The organism is uncultured Porphyromonas sp., assembly GCF_938046015.1.
Classification (GTDB): Bacteria; Bacteroidota; Bacteroidia; order Bacteroidales; family Porphyromonadaceae; genus Porphyromonas.
This window is the reverse complement of the sequence record NZ_CALIXW010000024.1, coordinates 1-18,894: the sequence shown is the minus strand read 5'-3', so window position 1 is coordinate 18,894 and position 18,894 is coordinate 1. Positions and strand designations below refer to the sequence as shown.

The window sequence follows — 18,894 nt, the reverse complement described above, 5'->3', positions numbered from 1 at the left end:
GAAGCAAATGTATGAAAAAACTAGTATTCGCCAGTAATAACCCCCACAAGCTCGAGGAGATACGCGCCATCCTCTCTGGGCAAGTCGAGGTCATCAGTCTCGCCGAGCTGGGCTGCCATGACGACATCGCCGAGACGGCCGATAGCCTAGAGGGTAACGCCCTGATCAAGGCACGCTACATCTGGGAGCATTACGGCTGCCATTGCTTCGCTGATGATACGGGCCTCGAGGTAGCGGCGCTGGACGGAGCCCCTGGAGTACGCTCGGCACGCTTTGCTGGTGATACGGCCAGCTCGGAGGACAATGTCTCCCTGCTGCTGGAGCGTCTAGGCGGCGTAGCGAGTCCCCGCCGTGCCCGCTTCCGCACCGTCATCGCGCTGATTGATGGCTACGGGACGCACTTCTTCGAGGGGGCGGTCGAGGGCGAGATCCTCACCGAGCGTCGCGGGACGCATGGCTTCGGCTACGACCCCGTCTTCCGTCCCGAGGGGAGTGAGCGGAGCTTCGCCGAGCTCAGCGAGGCCGAGAAGAACGCTCTGAGTCACCGAGGCCGCGCCGTAGCACGCCTAGCCACCTACCTCCGCGCCCTGAAGGACTGAGCTCATTGATCCCTATACTACACCAGTTCTAGACTATGCAAGTACGCACCCTCCTACGCCCGCTTTACCTCCTTTACTTCGTCTGTATCGGCGGCCCACTCCTTGTCCTGGCGACGATCCTGTGCTGCCTGGTCGTCATCCTCTCTGGGCTCCTCGGTGCTCCCGCCTCCTTCATCAGCTGGGCCACGAGTATCTGGTCACGCGTCTGCCTGGCCGTGAGCCTCTGCCCTGTCGAGCTGCGTGGACGCGAGAATCTGCCTAGCCCCGACGCGCCTTGTGTAGTCGTGGCCAATCATCAGGGCGCCTACGATATCTTCGCCCTCAATGGGCATATCGGCATCCCCTTCAAGTGGGTGCTGAAGGCCGAGCTGCGCAAGATGCCCTTTGTGGGTAAGGCCTGCGCTGCGGCGCACTATATCTTCGTCGACGAGACGAAGCCCTCCTCCATCGTCCACACGCTGGAGGATGCCAAGCGCGTGCTGGCCACGGGCAACTCCATCTTCATCTTCCCCGAAGGCAGCCGCACCGAGACGGGGCGCATGACGCGCTTCAAGAAGGGCGGCTTCGTCATCGCCTCCGAGCTGGATGTGCCCATCCTGCCCGTCAGTATCGACGGCGCCTACGACGTCCTGCCGCGTGGGCACTACCTCCCCTCCCCGCATAAGATCATCCTCACGATCCACCCCGCCTTCCGCATGAGCGAGCTGGCCGAGCCTCCCGCACATATCGCCGCCTCGGCACGCCACGCGCAGCAGACCATCGCCTCGGTGCTCCCTCGCGAGCGCAAGGACTAGCGCTGGAGGGCCCGCGCTCTGAGCTCTGGACTCGCCTCGGCTGAGGTGCTGACCCAATAAAAGACCTGCCGCGCGCGTTAGCTAGACGAGGCGGGACGGCTTCGCGGAGCTGCTCCGAGCTGCCTGCCCGCCCTTCGTGCTAGATGATCTACTTAGGCTCCTGCTTTACTATGACACGTCCCCGATTCGCCCTCCGTCCTTGCCTCCTCCTCATGGTACTGCTGTGCTGTGGGCTCGCTCCGCTGGTGGCGCAGACGCCTCTGCCGCGGCAGGCCATCGTGCGTACGGTCAATGACAGCCTCGTGGAGGTGGATCTGCCCGACGTCAATGTCTTCGCGCGGCACCGTGTACGCCCGCTGAGCCTAGAGGAGCGACGCGAGCTGTGGCGGCGTATCCGTGATGTCAAGAAGACCATGCCCTATGCCAAGTACGTCGCCGCGACCATCATCGAGACCTATGAATACATGCAGACACTGCCCGAGAAGCAGCAGGAGGCACACCTCAAGCTCGTGGAGAAGGAGCTGCGCCGCGATATGGAGCCCAAGATGCGCGACCTGACGCTCCGCCAGGGGCAGCTCCTGATCAAGCTCATCCACCGCCAGTGCGGCATGACGGGCTACGAGCTCGTCAAGGCCTTCCTCGGGGGCTTCCGCGCCTGGACCTGGCAGATCTTCTCTCGCGTGATGGGCGCTAGCCTCAAGGCGCCCTACGACCCCGAGCACAACCCCGACGATGCCGTCACCGAGCGCATCGTACAGCTCTACGAGCGCCACCTCCTATGACCTCCCTACTATAAATATGAAGCAAGCACTACGTCCCCTTCTCCTCGTGCTCGCCCTCGTGGGGCTCTCCCTCACGGGGCAGGCAGCCCGGCACAAAGGTAAGCCCCTACGCGTAGCCTGTATAGGTAATAGCATCACCTACGGCTACCTACTGCCTGATAGAGAGCAGCAAGCCTACCCTGCGCTCCTGCAGCGTATGCTGGGGGAGCGCTATGAGGTGGGCAACTTCGGTAAGTCAGGGGCGACCCTCCTGGAGCGCGGCCACCGCCCCTACGTCCAGCAGGATGAGTATCGGCAGGCGCTGGCCTATAAGGCGGATATCGCCGTCATCCACCTCGGGGTCAATGATACCGACCCGCGCAACTGGCCCAACTACCGGGACGAGTTCGTCCCCAACTACCGCCACCTCATTGACACTCTGCGCGCGATCAATCCCAAGGTGCGCATCCTCATCGCCCGCACTACGCCTATAGGGGCGGAGCACCCGCGCTTCGAGTCGGGCACGCGGGACTGGCAGACCGAGATCCAGCACGCCATCGATCAGGTAGCCCGTGGGGCGGGCGTCCAGCTCATCGACCTGCACGAGCCCCTCTATCCCTATCCCCATTACCTGCCCGACGCCATCCACCCCGACCCTGCGGGTGCGGCGATCCTGGCGCGCACCGTCTACGGTGCCATCACGGGCGATTATGGCGGCCTGCAGCTGCCCGCCGTCTATACCGACGGTATGGTATTGCAGCGCGATCGTCCCCTCACGCTGCGCGGTCGAGCCAATGCAGGTGAAGAGGTGCGCGTGAGCCTCAAGGGGCAGCGCTTCTCCACCCGCGCCGCCGACGACGGCCGCTGGACGCTCCAGCTGCCGCCCCATGCGGCAGGCGGACCCTACAGACTAGATATTGCGACCAAGACCAAGGCCCTCGCCCTACGAGATATCTACTTCGGCGAGGTGTGGCTCTGCTCGGGGCAGTCCAATATGGCGATGATGCTCCGCGAGACCGACACGCGCCAGCAGGCAGCCTCGGCCTCCGACAGCCTCCTACGCATCTATGATATGAAGCCCGCGCACGCTACCGACCCCGTGAGCTGGCCTGTGAGCTTCCTTGACTCGCTGAACCGCCTGGAGTACTACCTGCCTGCCCGCTGGCAGCGCACGACACCTGAGACGGCTGCCTCCCTCTCGGCCGTGGCCTACCACTTTGCCCGCGAGCTACGCGACAGCCTCAGGGTCCCCGTCGGCATCATCGTCAACGCCGTCGGAGGGGCGCCCACGGAGGCGTGGATCGACCGCGCGAGCCTCGAGGAGGAGCTCCCTGGGCTGCTGCGTCGCTGGCGGAGCAATGACTTCATCATGCCCTGGGTGCGGCAGCGTGCCTCGGAGAATGTCAAGCTGAAGGATAGCCCGCTGACGCGTCACCCCTACGCCCCGCACTACCTCTTCGACACGGGCATCCGTCCGCTGGAGCACTATGCCCTGCGCGGCGTCCTCTGGTATCAGGGTGAGTCGAACGCGCACAACATCGAGGTGCACGAGCGTCTCTTCCCCCTGCTGGTCAAGAGCTGGCGCAGCTACTTCGGTGCGCCGCTGCCCTTCTACTACGTGCAGCTCAGCTCCATCAACCGCCCCTCCTGGCCGCACTTCCGCGACAGCCAGCGCCGCATGCAGCGCCCCTCCGAGGGCCTCGAGATGATCGTCTCCAGCGACTACGGCGACCCCAAGGACGTCCATCCACGACAGAAGCAGCCGCTGGGGCATCGCCTGGCGCTGCTGGCTCTCTATAATGACTACGGCTACCGCAGCCTCGAGGCGCGTAGCCCCGAGGTGGCGCGCATCACGCGTCAGGGCGGCGAGCTCTTCCTGAGCTTCGTCCATACGAGCGCTCTGAGGACCTCAGACGGACAGCCGCTGCGAGGCTTCGAGCTCCTCACGGAGGATGGGCTCGTCTATCCCGTCGAGGCTAGAGTGCAGGGGGCTGAGCTGCGGCTGACCGTCCCCACGCAGCTGCAGGGCGGCCGCCTCACGGTACGCTACGCCTGGCGCCCCTATACCGATGCCAATCTCGTAGGCCGTACGGGGCTCCCTGTCTCGACCTTCTCCCTCAGCGAAGACTATGTGCGTCCCTAATGACAAGTTGTACTCCGATGAAGAAACTCCTTAGCCGCAGCCTCGGCGCCCTCGCTTTGCTCGTCCTCGCTAGTGCCTGCCGCTCCTCCTCCCTCCCCGAGCTCGAGACCAAGCTCGAGCGGCAGGGGGCAAGCGATACGCTGGCGCTCGTGACCTACATCGGCCAGCCGCAGTACACGGATAGCCTCCTGCACTACGACGCGGCGCTCAGCCTCAGCCCCGACACCAGCCGCTACCACGCCGTGCTCATCAGCCACGCGGGTGGGCAGCGCCTGCGCTACTACGAGCTGCGTGGAGGGCGCTGGCAGGAGCAGGAGCCGCCTCTAGCGGGCGTACAGCTCAGCCCCACGGCGGCGCTGCCCTTCGAGGGGCGTGACATCGAGGGGCGCGAGCGTAGCCTCTCCGAGCTCTATGCGCGCCATCCGCTGGTGCTGGTCTTCGCCTCGCCCGAGGGGGGACAGATCCTCTCGGCTGCCGAGCAGCGCCGTCTACGTGCCGCCGCTCGCCCCGATAGCCTCGGCTTCGTCTTCCTCCTTCCTACGCCCTCGGCGCGTGAGGCACGCCAGCAGCTGCGCCGCGATAGCCTCGAGGGCATCGCCTTCTGCGACAGCCTGGGGCTGGTCACCGAGCTACGCCGCAGCTACGGCCTGACGGGGACCGCCGCCACCCGCCTCTTCCATATCGACACACTAGGTAAGGTCAAGTAGCCCTCGGGCACTTGACCTTAGCTTTTTCCCTCCCTTAATCTAGGGGCGACACCTCGGCGGTGTCGCCCCGCTCCTATACCTTATATACCATGCTCGTACGCACCTTTGCCGCCGCCCTGCAGAGTATCCAGGCGCGGACGGTGACGATCGAAGTCAACTGCACGCCCGGCTGCTACTTCCAGCTCGTCGGGCTCCCCGATGCCGCCATCAAGGAGAGTCAAGACCGCATCATCTCCGCCATCGAGTCCAGCGGCTATAAGTTCCCCGGCAAGCGCCTCGTGATCAACATGAGCCCTGCCGATCTCAGGAAGGAGGGCTCGGCCTATGACCTGCCGCTGGCCCTCGGCATCCTCGCCGCCGATGGGCAGATCCCAGCGGAGGGCCTCGAGCGCTACATGATCATGGGTGAGCTGTCGCTGGACGGATCGCTCCGCCCGATCCGCGGTGCGCTGCCCATAGCCATACAGGCGCGGGCAGAGCACTTCGAGGGCTTCATTCTCCCCGAGGATAATGCGCGCGAGGCCGCGGTGGTCAATCAGCTCAAGGTCTATGGCGCCCCCACGCTCCGCTCCGTCATCGATATGCTCACGGGGCAGGCGGAGCTCCCCGAGGTAGAGGTCGATACGCGTCGTACCTTCTACGAGGCACGCGAGGAGCTGGCGCTGGACTTCGCCGAGGTGCGTGGGCAGGAGCGGGTCAAGCGCGCCCTCGAGGTCGCCGCCGCTGGCGGGCACAATATCCTGATGATAGGTGCTCCAGGGAGCGGCAAGTCGATGATGGCCAAGCGTCTGCCGAGCATCCTGCCGCCCTTCACCCTCGGCGAGTCCCTTGAGACGACGAAGATCTACTCCGTCTCGGGGAAGCTAGGGCGTGATGTGACACTGATGACGACGCGCCCCTTCCGCGCGCCGCATCACTCCATCTCGCCCGTGGCGCTGGTGGGGGGCGGTGCCAGCCCGCAGCCGGGGGAGATCAGCCTGGCGCATAATGGGGTGCTCTTCCTGGACGAGCTGCCCGAGTTCAGCCGCAGCGTGCTGGAGGTCATGCGTCAGCCGCTGGAGGAGCGGCAGGTGACGGTGGCACGAGCGCGCTACTCGGTGGACTACCCCGCGGGCTTCATGCTCGTGGCGGCGATGAATCCCTGCCCCTGCGGCTACTACAATCACCCCACGCGGCACTGCGAGTGCACGCCGCAGCAGGTGCAGCACTATCTGGGCAAGGTCTCAGGCCCGCTGCTGGATCGCATAGACCTGCAGGTGGAGATCGCTCCCGTACCCTTCGAGAAGCTCTCCGCCACGGAGCCCGGGGAGGGGAGTGCTGCCATCCGCGAGCGGGTGCTGCGGGCGCGCGAGCTGCAGATCCAGCGCTTCGCAGACTGCCCTGGGGTGCACTGCAATGCTCAGATGACGGCGGCGCTGACGCAGCGCCTGGCGCGTCCCGATGCCGAGGGGCTGGAGCGGCTGCGTGTCGCTATGGAGCGCCTCGACCTCTCGGCCCGCGCCTACGACCGCATCCTCAAGGTGGCGCGCACCATCGCCGACCTCGCGGGTGAGGAGACCATAGGCAAGGAGCACATCAGCGAGGCCATCAGCTACCGCAAGCTCGACCGCAGCAGCTGGGGGCGCTAGCTATAGACCTCCTGCTGAGGGCTGGGGCGGTGCTACCTTTGCCCTCAGTTTGTCCACCCCTTAGCCCCCGCCTTCCTGACCCATACCCCTCAGCCTCCCGACTGCTATCCCTCACGGCGCTGACTGACGTCCCTCAGAGCGCTGACCGCTATCCCTCGAGACAGCCCCCCCCTTGGCATCCACTGCGCTGCCCTGAGGGGGGCTGTCTTTTTGCTTAGGAAGGGGGAGGAGCGGCTCCAGGGAGGCTGATTTCGGGGAGAATTTGGCAAAAAGACGCCTTTCCCTAGGCTTGGATAAAAGTTATTTGTCTTCCTAAGCGCTGTCCTGACGGGTGGGGAAGCGGTGCTGAGTGTAGCGTATTGACACATTTTACTCCTGTAGCGGCTTCGATAAATAATTATGTATGTCTTTCTAATATATTTGCTTAAATAGAGCTTGCATTCTATGGGAGGAGTGTGTACTTTTGCTACGAACAAAGGAAAGACTAGGCTACCGAGACGCCGTAGCACGGATAGGAAGATACCACACGAGAGAGGGACGGCGCAGCACGACACGAGACGGATCAACACAAGAGTTCGCTAGCGGCATATCAGGATGCCCACTAGGACAAGGAAACACTATCGATCACTTCAAATACACGCGTCTTATGAGAAGAAGTTTACTCACTCTCCTGGCCTTGCTCCTCTTCACAGGAGTCAGCTGGGCGCAGAAGAAGCAGATCACCGTCACAGGGGTGGTCATCGCCTCCAACGACAAGGAGCCCATCATCGCGGCCAGTGTCGTATGTGCTGAATTCCCCTCCACAGGGGTGCTCACCGATATCCAAGGGCGCTTTACCCTCAAGCTGCCCGAGCAAGCCAAGACGCTGACGATCAGCAGTATTGGCTACCTCACGCAGAAGGTGCCCCTCACGGGTAAGCCTCTGAAGATCATCCTGAAGGCCGAGGAGCGCATCACCGATGACGTCGTCATCGTCGCCTACGGGACGCAGAAGCGTCAGAGCCTGGTCGGGGCACAGGCCTCGCTCGGGGCCAAGCAGCTGGAGTCCCGCCCCGTGGCCAACATCACCACGACGCTGGCGGGGGCTGCACCTGGCCTGCAGGTCGTCTCGCCCTCAGGGCAGCCAGGGGAAGGTGCCGATATTCGTATCCGCGGCTTCGGCTCGATCAATGCCTCCTCCGCTCCGCTCTATGTCGTCGACGGCGCTGTCTATAATGGTAACCTCTCCGACTTCCCCGCCTCCGACATCCTCAACGTGTCTATCCTCAAGGACGCTGCCTCTACCGCCCTCTACGGCTCGAGCGCAGGGAATGGGGTCATCCTCGTCACCACGCGCCGCGGCGCGAGCGGCGCGAGCAAGGGCGAGCCCAGCTTCAGCTTCTCGATGAACCAGGGCTTTACCCAGCGCGGGATCCCCAGCTACGACCGTATCGGCGCCATGGACTACTACAAGGTGCACTGGCAGCAGTGGTACAATGACTACCGCCTCAACTACCGCAAGCCTGCAGGCATGAGCGATGCCGACTGGGATACGTCGATTAAGCAGCAGGCTGCCATCGATGTCTACAATGACCTCAAGTACAACCCCTACGCAGGGATCAAGCGCTACTACACGCCTGACGCCTCTGGGGAATACCAGCTGGGGACTACCTACGATCCCAAGAAGGGCTCCATCCCCGCTGTCATGCTCCCCGACGGGACGATGAACCCCGAGATCACGGGCCTCAAGTGGGGCGATGACCTCGACTGGGATAAGGCCCTCTTCGGTCACGGACACCGCCAGGAGTACAGCGTCAGCGGGGGGCTCAATACCGAGAAGATGCGCTCCTTCCTCTCGCTCGGCTACCTCGATGAGACGGGCTTCCTGAAGAATACCAACTTCCGCCGCTACTCGGGGCGTGTCAACCTCAGCTACGACCTGCGCCGCTACCTCACCCTCGGGGGGAGCCTCTCCTTCGCCCGTAGCGAGCAGGATGCTCCAGGGACGCTGGGGGCCTACTCCTCCAATATGCCCTCCTTCGTCAACGGCATCGCCCCCATCTACCCCATGCACCTGCGTGATCGTCATACGGGCGAGCTGATCCTCGATGAGAACGGCCGTCCGCAGTGGGACCACAGCGAGGATCGTCCGTACCTAGGGAGGTTCAACGCCCTCGAGACCGCACAGCGTGACCTCCGTACGACGCGCAAGGATGTCGTCACCACCCGTACCACCGTCGACATCAAGCCTATGGATGGGCTCAAGCTGCAGCTCAACCTCTCCTACGACGTGAACAACGAGAAGGCCATCCACCGCTATAACCACATCATGGGTGACCAGTCGTCCAATAAGGGGCTGCTCAACTACGACCAGATACGCCTGACGACGATGACCTTCAACCAGCTCCTCTCCTGGGACAAGGACTACGGCAAGCACAGCCTCAGCGCGCTGCTCGGGCATGAGAGCTACAGCTACGACTACGACTACCTCCATGGGTCGAAGAAGGGACTGAAGTTCCTCGTCATCGACCAGCTATCCAACTATACCAAGGTCTCTGGCCTCACCTCTGACCTCACGCGCTACCGCAAGGAGGGCTACTTCGCTCGTCTCAACTACACCTACGACCAGCGCTACAACTTCTCTGCCTCCTTCCGCCGCGATGGCTCCTCACGCTTCGCTCCCGATGCCCGCTGGGGGAACTTCTGGTCGCTGGGTGCGGGCTGGATCCTCTCCAAGGAATCCTTCCTCCAGCGCTACGACTGGATCAATGAGCTGAAGCTACGCGCCTCCATAGGGGGGACGGGGAATGACGGCCTCCTCGACTCGGAGGGCCACTCGGTCTACTACCCCTATCAGACGCTCTACAGCATGTCCAGCGAGAACGACCAGCAGCCTGGCCTGCGCATGGCAGTACTGGGGAATCCTAGCCTTGTCTGGGAGTCGCAGATGAATACGGATATCGCCCTGGAGTTCGTCCTCCTGCGCAGCCGCCTCAAGGGGACGATCGAGTTCTTCAACAAGGAGTCGCGCAATCTGCTCTTCGCCTACTCGCTGCCTGCCTCCTCTGGGATGGGCTCACAGGATAGGAATATCGGTAAGGTGCGCAACTATGGGCTGGAGCTCGAGCTGCACGGCACCCTGCTCCGCACCAAGGACTTCGAGTGGAGCCTCGGGGCTAATGCCACCTTCCTGACCAACCGCATCGTCCGTCTGCCTGATGCCAACCGCAAGGACGGGATCGAGCACAAGTACACTAAGTTCGTCGAGGGCGGGAGCATCTACGACTTCTACCTCAACGAGTACCTCGGGGTAGACCCTGCCGATGGCCGCCCAATGTTCCGCCTCGACAAGGAGCGCTACCCTGATCAGAAGGGGCTCAACGATACGGACAAGGCTACCTATACCAAGGATGGGAACTTCGCCCGCCGTCACTTCTGCGGCAGCTCGATCCCCGACGTCACAGGGGGCTTCTCTACGAACCTGAACTGGCGCCGTCTCTCGCTCGGCATCAACTTCGCCTATCAGCTCGGGGGTAAGACCTACGACAAGGTCTACGCTGATCTGATGTCCCGCAGCCTCAATGGAGGACGTGCCAAGCACGCCGATCTCCTGAAGGCGTGGAAGAACCCTGGTGACGTCACTGATGTCCCCGCCCTCACGGCCTCGGGGAAGGACTACTCCACGCTGCAGTCCGACCGCTTCCTCATCTCTAGCTCCGCTCTGGCGCTGAAGAACATCGCACTGAACTACAATATCGAGGACAAGCTCGTCAAGAAGCTCGGGCTCAAGGGTGCCGCCATAGGCGTCATGGCCGAGAACCTCTTCGTCCTCTCGGCACGCCGAGGGATGAACCCGATGCAGAGCTACTCTGGGGTGATCTCTGTAGCAGGCTACGCCCAGCCACGCACCTTCTCTACGTCGCTCAAGGTAAGTTTCTAACTCCTCATCGCTACGACAATGAAACTCACGAAGTATATACTCCTAGGCGGCCTCGGGCTCCTCTCGCTGGCCTCCTGCAATAAGGACTTCCTCAACGTCACGCCGACCGCGAACCTCAGTAATAAGGATGCCGAGGCTACCGAGCCTGGTATCGTGGGGCTCGTCAACGGCCTGCACAATATGATGTATATGTACAACTTCGGGCAGGTCTTCTCCTACGGCTTCCCCTCGATGAATGTACAGCTGGATATGCTCGGGGATGATGTCATCAATACCAAGCCCGCCGTCCACATGGCGGTCTACCGCTGGCAGGATCACCGCGATCGTACCGACACGGACAAGACCCTCACCTACAAGGCATGGGACGGCTACTACACGCTGATCCTGCACGCCAATAAGGCGATCGCGGGCTACCGCACCATCCTGCCCGAGGAGGAGCGTAAGCATGTCGCCACGCGCTACGCCTATGGCGAGGCCCTGGCCATCCGCGCCTACGCCTACCACCAGCTGGTGCAGCTCTTTGCCAAGCGCTACCGTGCAGCTACCGCTGCCACCGACCTCGGGGTCATCCTCAGGACGGATAAGGATCAGTCCAAGCAGTTCGAGCCCATGGAGCGCTCCACGGTCGCTGAGACCTACAAGCAGATCGAGGAGGACCTCAAGGAGTCCCTCGACGTGCTCAAGGGGCTGGAGCAGGCCACCGACCGCAACCACCTGCGCTACTCCACCGTCTGCGGTATCGCAGCGCGTGTAGCCCTGTGCAAGGAGGACTGGGCTGCGGCAGAGGACTACGCTACGCAGGCGATCCAGAAGTCCAACTCGCGTCTAGCGAAGGGTGAGGAGCTCATCGACGGCTTCAACAACTACAAGGCACCTGAGTGGATGTGGGGCTATCACCAGAGCGATACCCAGGATACAGGCTGGGGGAGCTTCTCCATAGCCTACTCCTATAATGTCGCTGGACACAACAAGTACCTGCGCTACGCCATCAACCGCGACATCTACGATCAGCTCGGCTCGGGCGACGTACGCCGCAAGTGGTGGGTCTGTCTCGACCAGGGTGACCAGGTGCCCAAGGATGCCTACAGCGTCTACTTCGCGATGAACGGTGATGTGCCTCAGTGGGAGATCACGGGGCAGTGCATCAAGTTCCGCTCCAAGGCTCAGGGCTCTACCTTCATGGACCTGGTGATGATGCGTGTGGCTGAGATGTACTACATCAAGGCCGAGGCTGAGGCCCGTCAGGGCAAGGAGGCCGCCGCACGCCAGACGCTCCTCGACATCGTCAGTACGCGTGATGCTGCCTTCACCCTGCCCACCGAGTCGGGGGATGCGCTGATCGACAAGATCTTTGCCCACAAGCGTATCGACCTCTACATGGAGGGCGTCCGCTTCCTCGACCTCAAGCGTCTGGCGAAGGCCTTCGACCGCAGCAAGGCCTCCAACTTCACCATCCTACTCAACTATCAGGGCCTCGGTGGAGGTAAGAACGCCTACACTGTGGGGCTGAACCGCAATACGGGTAACCTCGCCAAGGAGATCCCGACCACGGCGGACGACAACCGCTGGCAGTTCGTCATCCCCTACCAAGAACTCAAGGGGAACAAGCTCTGCCAGGACAACCCCTAGCCGCATAAGATCCTAGAGCATATTGATCTTAATTAGTTAGTACAATCCGTAGAAGCCTCTTGCCCGGGTAGGGTAGGGGGCTTCGCCCTTTTGGTCGCGGTCGCTAGGGGCACTCCTCATATATGTATATATATATGTATAGCCTCCCCGCAGGGCTGCCCCTCTCCCCCCACACATACTCTCTCTCTTGCACGCCCCGCCTCCTTTGCCCCGCCTCCTCCACTGCAGCTATTGTGCGGCTTGGGTAGCCGCGCTTACCTCATATATAGGTATAGCCTCCCCGTGGGGCTGCCCCTCATGCACGCTCGCCGTCCCGCCTCCTTTGGCACGGCTATTGTTTGGCTTGGGTAGCTACAGCTGTCTAGGGTAGCACTCAGGTAGCGCGCTCTGCGCCTTGGTCACTGCCTAGCCCCAGCTGAGCGCCCAGCCCCCGCGAGCCAGCGCCCGCGAGCTGGGCGCGGCTCGGGTAGGATGGGGGTAGGATGGGGCTGCGGGCAGGCTCGGAAGGAGGCCCTACCTATTTATAAGGGAGGGCCTTGGGCGAATATCCCCACATATAGGTATTCCGCCGCGTGGCGGACTGGCGTACTTTTGCAGCAGCCTATAGTCCTAGCTCTATGGCGCTATAGCTAGGGGGCTCGGGGCACCGCTCCGCCTCCTCACTGTAGGGACAATGAACTACCTTATTAGATACGTATGAGTGCTACCAAGCTCAGGGATCTGCTCCGCCGTCGCGGACTGATCGCCCTCCTCCTAGCCTGTCTCCTCGTCGGGATAGGGGGCTACCTTCTATGGGGACACTACGGTGCCCCGACGCGCATCGCTCTGGTCAACTTCCCAGGCTATATGTCCTCGGGCATCATCCGCTCCAATGATAGCCGGCACATCAGCTATGACGAGCTCGAGCAGACGGAGCTGGATAAGCTGGAGGACTACGACTGCGTCCTGACCTTTGGCATGGGGCTGAAGTGGACAGCGGAGGATCGGGCTAAGATCGCCGAGCAGGGTAAGCACGGGGCCAAGCACCTCGTCCTCTTCGCCACCACCGACGAGAACAATATCAACACCCTCGGCAGCAAGGAGGGCAAGCGCATCAGCGAGTACTTCGGCAGTGGCAATAAGGCCAACTACCGCTCACTAGCCCGCTACATCCGCCGCTACGTGGATGCCAAGCGCTGGTTCGCCCCCGAGCCCGACAGCGTAGCTCCCAGCGCCACCGATGTCTACTACCACGTAGATGAGTCCGTGGCCTTCGCCAAGCTGAGCGACTACGAGGCCTACCTCAAGCAGCAGGGCTACTACCACCCAGGGGCCAAGAAGGTCATGCTCGTCGGCGGGCTCAATGACCCCTTCGGCGGCAACAAGCAGAACCTCGACAGCATCATCATGAGCCTGACGCGCTCGGGGCTCAACGTCTATCCTGTGACGAGCTTCAGCCAGCGCCTGCGCTTCCTCAAGGAGGTCTCCCCCGATCTCCTCGTCCACTTCCCCCACGGCCGTATCTCGATGACGGGTGGGGATGAGGTCGTGGCTTACCTCAAGGAGCGCAACATCCCCGTGCTCGCTCCGCTCACCCTCATGGCAGGGCGCCAGGAGTGGGAGTCCGATCCCCAGGGGATGATGGGCAGCTTCCTCTCCCAGACGATAGGCATGCCCGAGCTCGACGGCGCCGTCTACCCCTACGTGCTCTCCACCGAGGAGCGCGATGAGGAGGGGCTGGTGATGCTGCGGGCTATCCCCGAGCGCCTCGCCCGCTTCACCACGCTGGTACATAAGTTCCTCACGCTCCAGCAGAAGCCTAATAGCGAGAAGCGCCTAGCGATCTATTACTTCAAGGGCCCTGGGCAGGAGACGCTCGCCGCACAGGGGCTGGAGGTCGTCCCCTCGCTCTATCGCTTCCTGCGTCACCTGCAGTCCGTAGGCTACGACCTCACGGGGCTTCCCGAGACCCAGGAGGCCTTCGCCCAGCAGCTGATGCGTGAGGGCCCCGTCATCCAGAAGGTCTCGGGCGGCATGATGGCCGACTACCTCCAGCACGGCCACCCCGCCTGGGTCAAGCGCGCCGAGCTGGATCAGTGGATGCAGGCCGACCTCAGCGCCCAGCAGCTAGCCGAGCTCAAGGAGAAGTACGGCCCTGCCCCCGGCAGCTACATGACGCAGCAGCGCTCGGGGGACACCGAGCTGGCGGTCACGCGCATTCAGTACGGTAAGGTCGCCCTCCTCCCTCAGCCCATGGCGGGCCTCGGCGAGGATAGCTTCGCCATCATCCACGGCGCAGGCGCTCCGCCCCCTTACCCCTATGTGGCCTCCTACCTCTGGGCACGCCACGCCTTCGCCGCAGATGCCCTACTGCACTTCGGCACGCATGGCAGCCTCGAGTTCACCCCGCGCAAGCAGGTCGCCCTCTCCTCCAGTGACTGGGGGGAGGCGCTCGTCGCCCCGCTGCCGCACTTCTACTACTATACTATAGGGAATGTCGGGGAGAGCATGATGGCCAAGCGCCGCTCTTACGCGAGCGTCGTCTCCTACATCACGCCGCCCTTTGATGAGAGCCGCACACGCCATATCTTCACCGAGCTGCAGCAGGCCATCGAGAAGTACTACGAGCTCAAGGAGCCCGCGGCCAAGGAGCAGCAGTCGCTGGTTGTCAAGCGCCTCGCCGTAGGTCTCGGCGTACACCGCGACCTACGCCTCGATTCTGTCCTTACACGTCCCTACGAGTCCAAGGACATCGAGCGCATCGATAACTTCGCCGAGGAGATCGCCTCGGAGAAGATCACGGGGCAGCTCTACACGACGGGCGTCAGCTATACGCCAGCCAAGCTGCAGTCGACCGTCATCGCTATGTGCTCCGACCCGATTGCCTATGCCAAGGCGCGTCTGGATCGCCTGCGCTCACCTCATCCGCTGGACAACACGAGCGACAAGCGCCGCTTCGGCCAGCGCTACCTCCAGCCCGCGCAGCAGCTGGTGCGCCAGATCTTCAGTGCTGGCCGTGTGGATGAGGTACAGGTCGCACGCTTCGCTGAGCTCAGCCCCGCTGAGATCGCCGAGGCACGCCGCCTCACCAAGCCGCAGGACACCGAGGCGATGCGAGCCCGCATGATGGCCTCCCGCACTCAGGCTGGCAAGCAGTCCGCAGCCCTCACCGCGAGCGCTTCGGCTGCTCAGCCCAAGGCCGCTGCTACTCAGGCGAAGCCTTCCGCCTCTTCTTCCCAGCACGCCGCTACGGCGGCCCCCTCTTCCCAGCAGCCTCAGGGCACGGCCAAGGTCATGCACCAGATGCCTGTGCACAGCACCCCTGCAGCCAGTGTGAGCAAGGAGCAGCGTGAGCGTGCCGAGGTGATCATGGAGCTGGTGAAGGCCATCGAGTCCGTCCCCCGCTACCATCAGGCGATCGTCGCCAGCCCCCGCCTCGAGCTGGACGCTCTGGTCAATGCCCTCGCGGGTGGCTTCACTGCCCCCAGCCCTGGGGGGGACGTCGTGGCCAATCCGCAGACCGTCCCCACAGGGCGCAACCTCTACTCTGTCCGTGCCGAGAGCACGCCCTCGCAGCGTGCCTGGAGCCGCGGCGTCCAGCTGGCACAGCAGACGCTCAAGGCCTACCGCGAGCAGCATGGCAAGTATCCCACCAAGGTCAGCTATACCTTCTGGAGCAGCGAGTTCGTCGAGACCGAGGGCGTGACCATCGCCCAGGTGCTCTACATGCTCGGGGTGGAGCCCGTGCGTAGCCAGTTCGGCACCGTGGAGGACATCCGTCTCATCCCTGCCAGCGAGCTGGGCCGTCCCCGCATCGACGTCGTGGTCCAGACCTCGGGCCAGTTCCGCGACCTGGCGGCCTCACGTCTGGCGCTCATCACCAAGGCCATTGAGCTCGTCGCAGCGCAGGGCAAGGAGGAGCAGCCGAACTATGTCGCCGAGGGCTCTGTGGCCACTGAGAAGGAGCTCGTCGAGCAGGGACTCTCGCCCAAGGAAGCCCGCGAGCTCGCCAATGTCCGCATCTTCGGCGGCATCAACGGTATGTACGGCACGGGCATTCAGGAGATGGTCACGGCAGGGGACAAGTGGGACAGCGAGCGCGAGATCGCCGAGGTCTACCTTAATAATATGGGGGCGGCCTATACGGGCAAGAAGGAGGACTGGGGGCGCTTCGTCAAGCCCCTTTTCCGTGCCGCCCTGCGCAATACCGACGTCGTCGTCCAGCCGCGACAGAATAATACCTGGGGTGCCCTCAGCCTTGACCACGTCTACGAGTTCATGGGCGGGCTGACGCTCTCCGTACGTCAGGTCACGGGCAAGGACCCCGATACCTACCTAGCGGACTACCGCAACCATGCCAACATGCACATGCAGGATCTCAAGGAGGCCATAGGCGTCGAGAGCCGTAGCACCGTCCTCAATCCCGCCTACGTCAAGGAAGCCCTCTCGGGCGGCGCCAATAGCGTGGCCAACATCGCCGAGGTCGTCACCAATACCTACGGCTGGAATGTCATGAAGCCCGAGGTCATCGACAAGGAGCTCTGGGATCAGCTCTACGATATGTACGTGCGGGATGTCCATCAGCTCGGTGTGGCTAGGAGCTTCGAGCAGAAGAGCCCTGCCGCCCTCGAGGACCTCACGGCCGTGATGCTCGAGACCATCCGTAAGGGCATGTGGAAGGCGAGCCCCGAGCAGGTGGCGACGCTGGCGCAGCGCCATACGGAGCTGGTGGCCAAGTACGGCCCCTCCGGGGGAAGCATGACGGCGGATAACCGCAAGCTGCGTAGCTTCATCGCCCAGCACGTCGACGCCGAGGCTGCCAAGGCCTTTGACAAGAGCATGCAGCAGCTCGACGAGTCGGGCACAGCTACGGGCCCCGACTCTAAGAGCGGCATGGTGATGAAGAAGGAGACCGTCCGCGACCAGTACGCTGCCTCCGAGTCTAGGAGCTTCAGCGGGCTCTACGTCGTGGCTGGGGTAGCTGTCCTCTTCGTCGGCCTGCTGGTGCTGCTGCGCTACCGCCGTCGTCGCGACCAAGACGCCGCCTAAGCCTCGCCGCACTATGGAACTGCTCGTACAGATCCTCATGCTCTTCGTGGTGCTGGCCACAGCACTACGCCTCTCCTTCTCCTCGCGAGGCTACGCGCTGGTCTATGCGCTCCTCCTCGGGGGCTTCGTCTATCTCTCCTCACCCTATGCGATCGAGCAGACGAAGACCGGACTGGCCGCCTACATCGCTGATCGCTCACTACGGGAGTACGCGGCGATCTTCATCTCCCTAGAGGTGGCCCTCTTCGTTGGCTATAGCTTCTCCCGCCTGGAGCGTCCGTGCTCTCGGCGGGGGCAGCTGCTAGCCCTAGCGCTGGCAGCCTATCCTGGGCTCCTGCTCTTCCCCGTCCTTTTCTATCTACAGAGTACGCTGCTCTTCGCCCTACCAGGCGTTAGCTTCAGCCTGCTGGCCTTCCTGCTGGCGGTGGCTAGCGCCCTTGCCGTTTACGGTCTGGGGCGCGCGCTGAGGTGGCTCGTGCCCGAGGAGGAGCTGCGGCTAGAGGTCTTCTTCCTCGTGCAGCTCTTCACCTTCATCCTCGGCATCATCGCCTCAGTGGACGAGACGGTACGTACGGCACCCTCCAGCCCCATCGCTTGGCGTGGCCTCGCCCTCAGTGCGGGGATCTCCATCCTCTGCTTCGGCCTCGGCTACCTCATCCCTCGTATCAAGCAATCCCTTAGACACAAAGCATAAATCCCTTATGGATCAGATCTCCAAGCTCCTCTTCCTCATCGCCAACAGTCTGCTCATTCCAGACATCCTCTTCCTCATCCTCCTCTTCCTACGCTCGCTGATGCTGGTGGGGAGCTTCTACAATGCCTTCATGCAGCGTCGCCACACGACGCGCCTCATCGGGGACGTCCGCAGCCTGACGCCCGAGACGCTCGCCGAGCTGCAGGCTCGTCTGCCGAAGACGCGCCGCTCGGCCTTCGTAGAGCACCTCGATGACCTACTGCAGCGGGAAGGGCTGACGGAGGACTATGTCAACTACCAGCTCAGCAGCTACGAGCACGTAGCGGAGAAGGACCTCACCCTCTCCAAGCTCCTGACCAAGATCGGCCCTGTACTCGGGCTCGTCGGGACGCTCATCGCGATGAGCCCCGCGCTGGTGGGGCTTTCCTCGGGCGACATCGCGGCTATGGCCTATAATATGCAAGTCGTCTTCGCCACGACGGTCGTGGGGCTGGTGATCAGCCTCGTCGGCCTCATCACCCTGCAGTACAAGCAGCGCTGGTACACGCGTGACGTCAGCATCCTCGAGTATGTCTCCTCCCTCCTGCTGGAGGCCCAAGCTAAGAAGTAAGTATGGCACGCAAGCCCCGCCGCCCGAGCAAGCTGATGCAGGGCGAGGATACCGACCCGCTGACGGTCGTGGTCAACCTCTTCGACGTTGCTATGGTCTTCGCCGTCTCGCTGATGGTGGCCATGGTGATGAATATGAATATGACGGAGGTCTTCACCCAGGAGGACTTCTCTGTGGTCAAGAACCCAGGGAAGGACAACATGGAGATCATCACCAAGAAGGGCGGCAAGATCGAGCGCTACACCCCCAGCAAGGATGCCCAGGACAGCAAGCAGGGCAGCCGTGGGCGCAAGGTCGGCGTCGCCTACGAGATGGAGGACGGCCAGGTCTACTACGTCCCCGAGGACTAGCCCCACGGGCTAAGTCCCTAGCCGAAGCGCCG

Annotated in this window: 12 protein-coding genes; all 12 read left to right on the top strand. The window is 62.9% G+C overall.

The annotated features are described in order from the left end of the window. Positions 1–11 precede the first annotated feature (11 nt). Complete coding sequence (rdgB, locus tag Q0248_RS02675) at positions 12–599, top strand: RdgB/HAM1 family non-canonical purine NTP pyrophosphatase (protein ID WP_299319424.1); 588 nt, start codon at positions 12–14, stop codon at positions 597–599. A gap of 35 nt (positions 600–634) precedes the next feature. Then, the gene (locus tag Q0248_RS02670; protein WP_299319422.1) at positions 635–1,393 is read left to right on the top strand and encodes a lysophospholipid acyltransferase family protein; all 759 of its coding nucleotides are present in this window, start codon (positions 635–637) and stop codon (positions 1,391–1,393) included. Between the two features lie 170 nt (positions 1,394–1,563). Further along, entirely contained in the window at positions 1,564–2,175 is a 612-nt protein-coding gene (locus Q0248_RS02665; RefSeq protein ID WP_299319420.1) for a DUF4294 domain-containing protein, read from the top strand. Between the two features lie 16 nt (positions 2,176–2,191). Then, positions 2,192–4,297: a GDSL-type esterase/lipase family protein gene (locus tag Q0248_RS02660; RefSeq protein WP_299319418.1), complete on the top strand. Its 2,106-nt coding sequence runs from the start codon at positions 2,192–2,194 to the stop codon at positions 4,295–4,297. A gap of 17 nt (positions 4,298–4,314) precedes the next feature. Continuing rightward, positions 4,315–5,004, top strand: a complete 690-nt coding sequence (locus Q0248_RS02655) for a hypothetical protein (protein WP_299319415.1) — start codon at positions 4,315–4,317, stop codon at positions 5,002–5,004. A gap of 89 nt (positions 5,005–5,093) precedes the next feature. Then, on the top strand, positions 5,094–6,632 hold the full coding sequence (locus Q0248_RS02650) for a YifB family Mg chelatase-like AAA ATPase (protein WP_299319413.1): 1,539 nt from the start codon (positions 5,094–5,096) through the stop codon (positions 6,630–6,632). A gap of 646 nt (positions 6,633–7,278) precedes the next feature. Then, positions 7,279–10,551 (top strand): SusC/RagA family TonB-linked outer membrane protein, encoded by a 3,273-nt coding sequence (locus Q0248_RS02645; RefSeq protein ID WP_299319411.1) that lies wholly within the window; start codon positions 7,279–7,281, stop codon positions 10,549–10,551. Positions 10,552–10,569: 18 nt separating this feature from the next. Next, entirely contained in the window at positions 10,570–12,180 is a 1,611-nt protein-coding gene (locus Q0248_RS02640) for a RagB/SusD family nutrient uptake outer membrane protein (protein ID WP_299319408.1), read from the top strand. Between the two features lie 696 nt (positions 12,181–12,876). Next, positions 12,877–17,208, top strand: a complete 4,332-nt coding sequence (locus tag Q0248_RS02635; protein WP_299319406.1) for a cobaltochelatase subunit CobN — start codon at positions 12,877–12,879, stop codon at positions 17,206–17,208. A 13-nt stretch (positions 17,209–17,221) separates the two neighbouring features. Beyond that, the gene (locus Q0248_RS02630) at positions 17,222–17,902 is read left to right on the top strand and encodes a hypothetical protein (RefSeq protein ID WP_299319405.1); all 681 of its coding nucleotides are present in this window, start codon (positions 17,222–17,224) and stop codon (positions 17,900–17,902) included. A gap of 7 nt (positions 17,903–17,909) precedes the next feature. Continuing rightward, on the top strand, positions 17,910–18,512 hold the full coding sequence (locus Q0248_RS02625) for a MotA/TolQ/ExbB proton channel family protein (RefSeq protein WP_211788143.1): 603 nt from the start codon (positions 17,910–17,912) through the stop codon (positions 18,510–18,512). 2 nt (positions 18,513–18,514) lie between these two features. Next, positions 18,515–18,862, top strand: coding sequence for a DUF2149 domain-containing protein (locus tag Q0248_RS02620; protein WP_299319401.1), 348 nt, complete (start codon positions 18,515–18,517; stop codon positions 18,860–18,862). Positions 18,863–18,894: the final 32 nt, after the last annotated feature.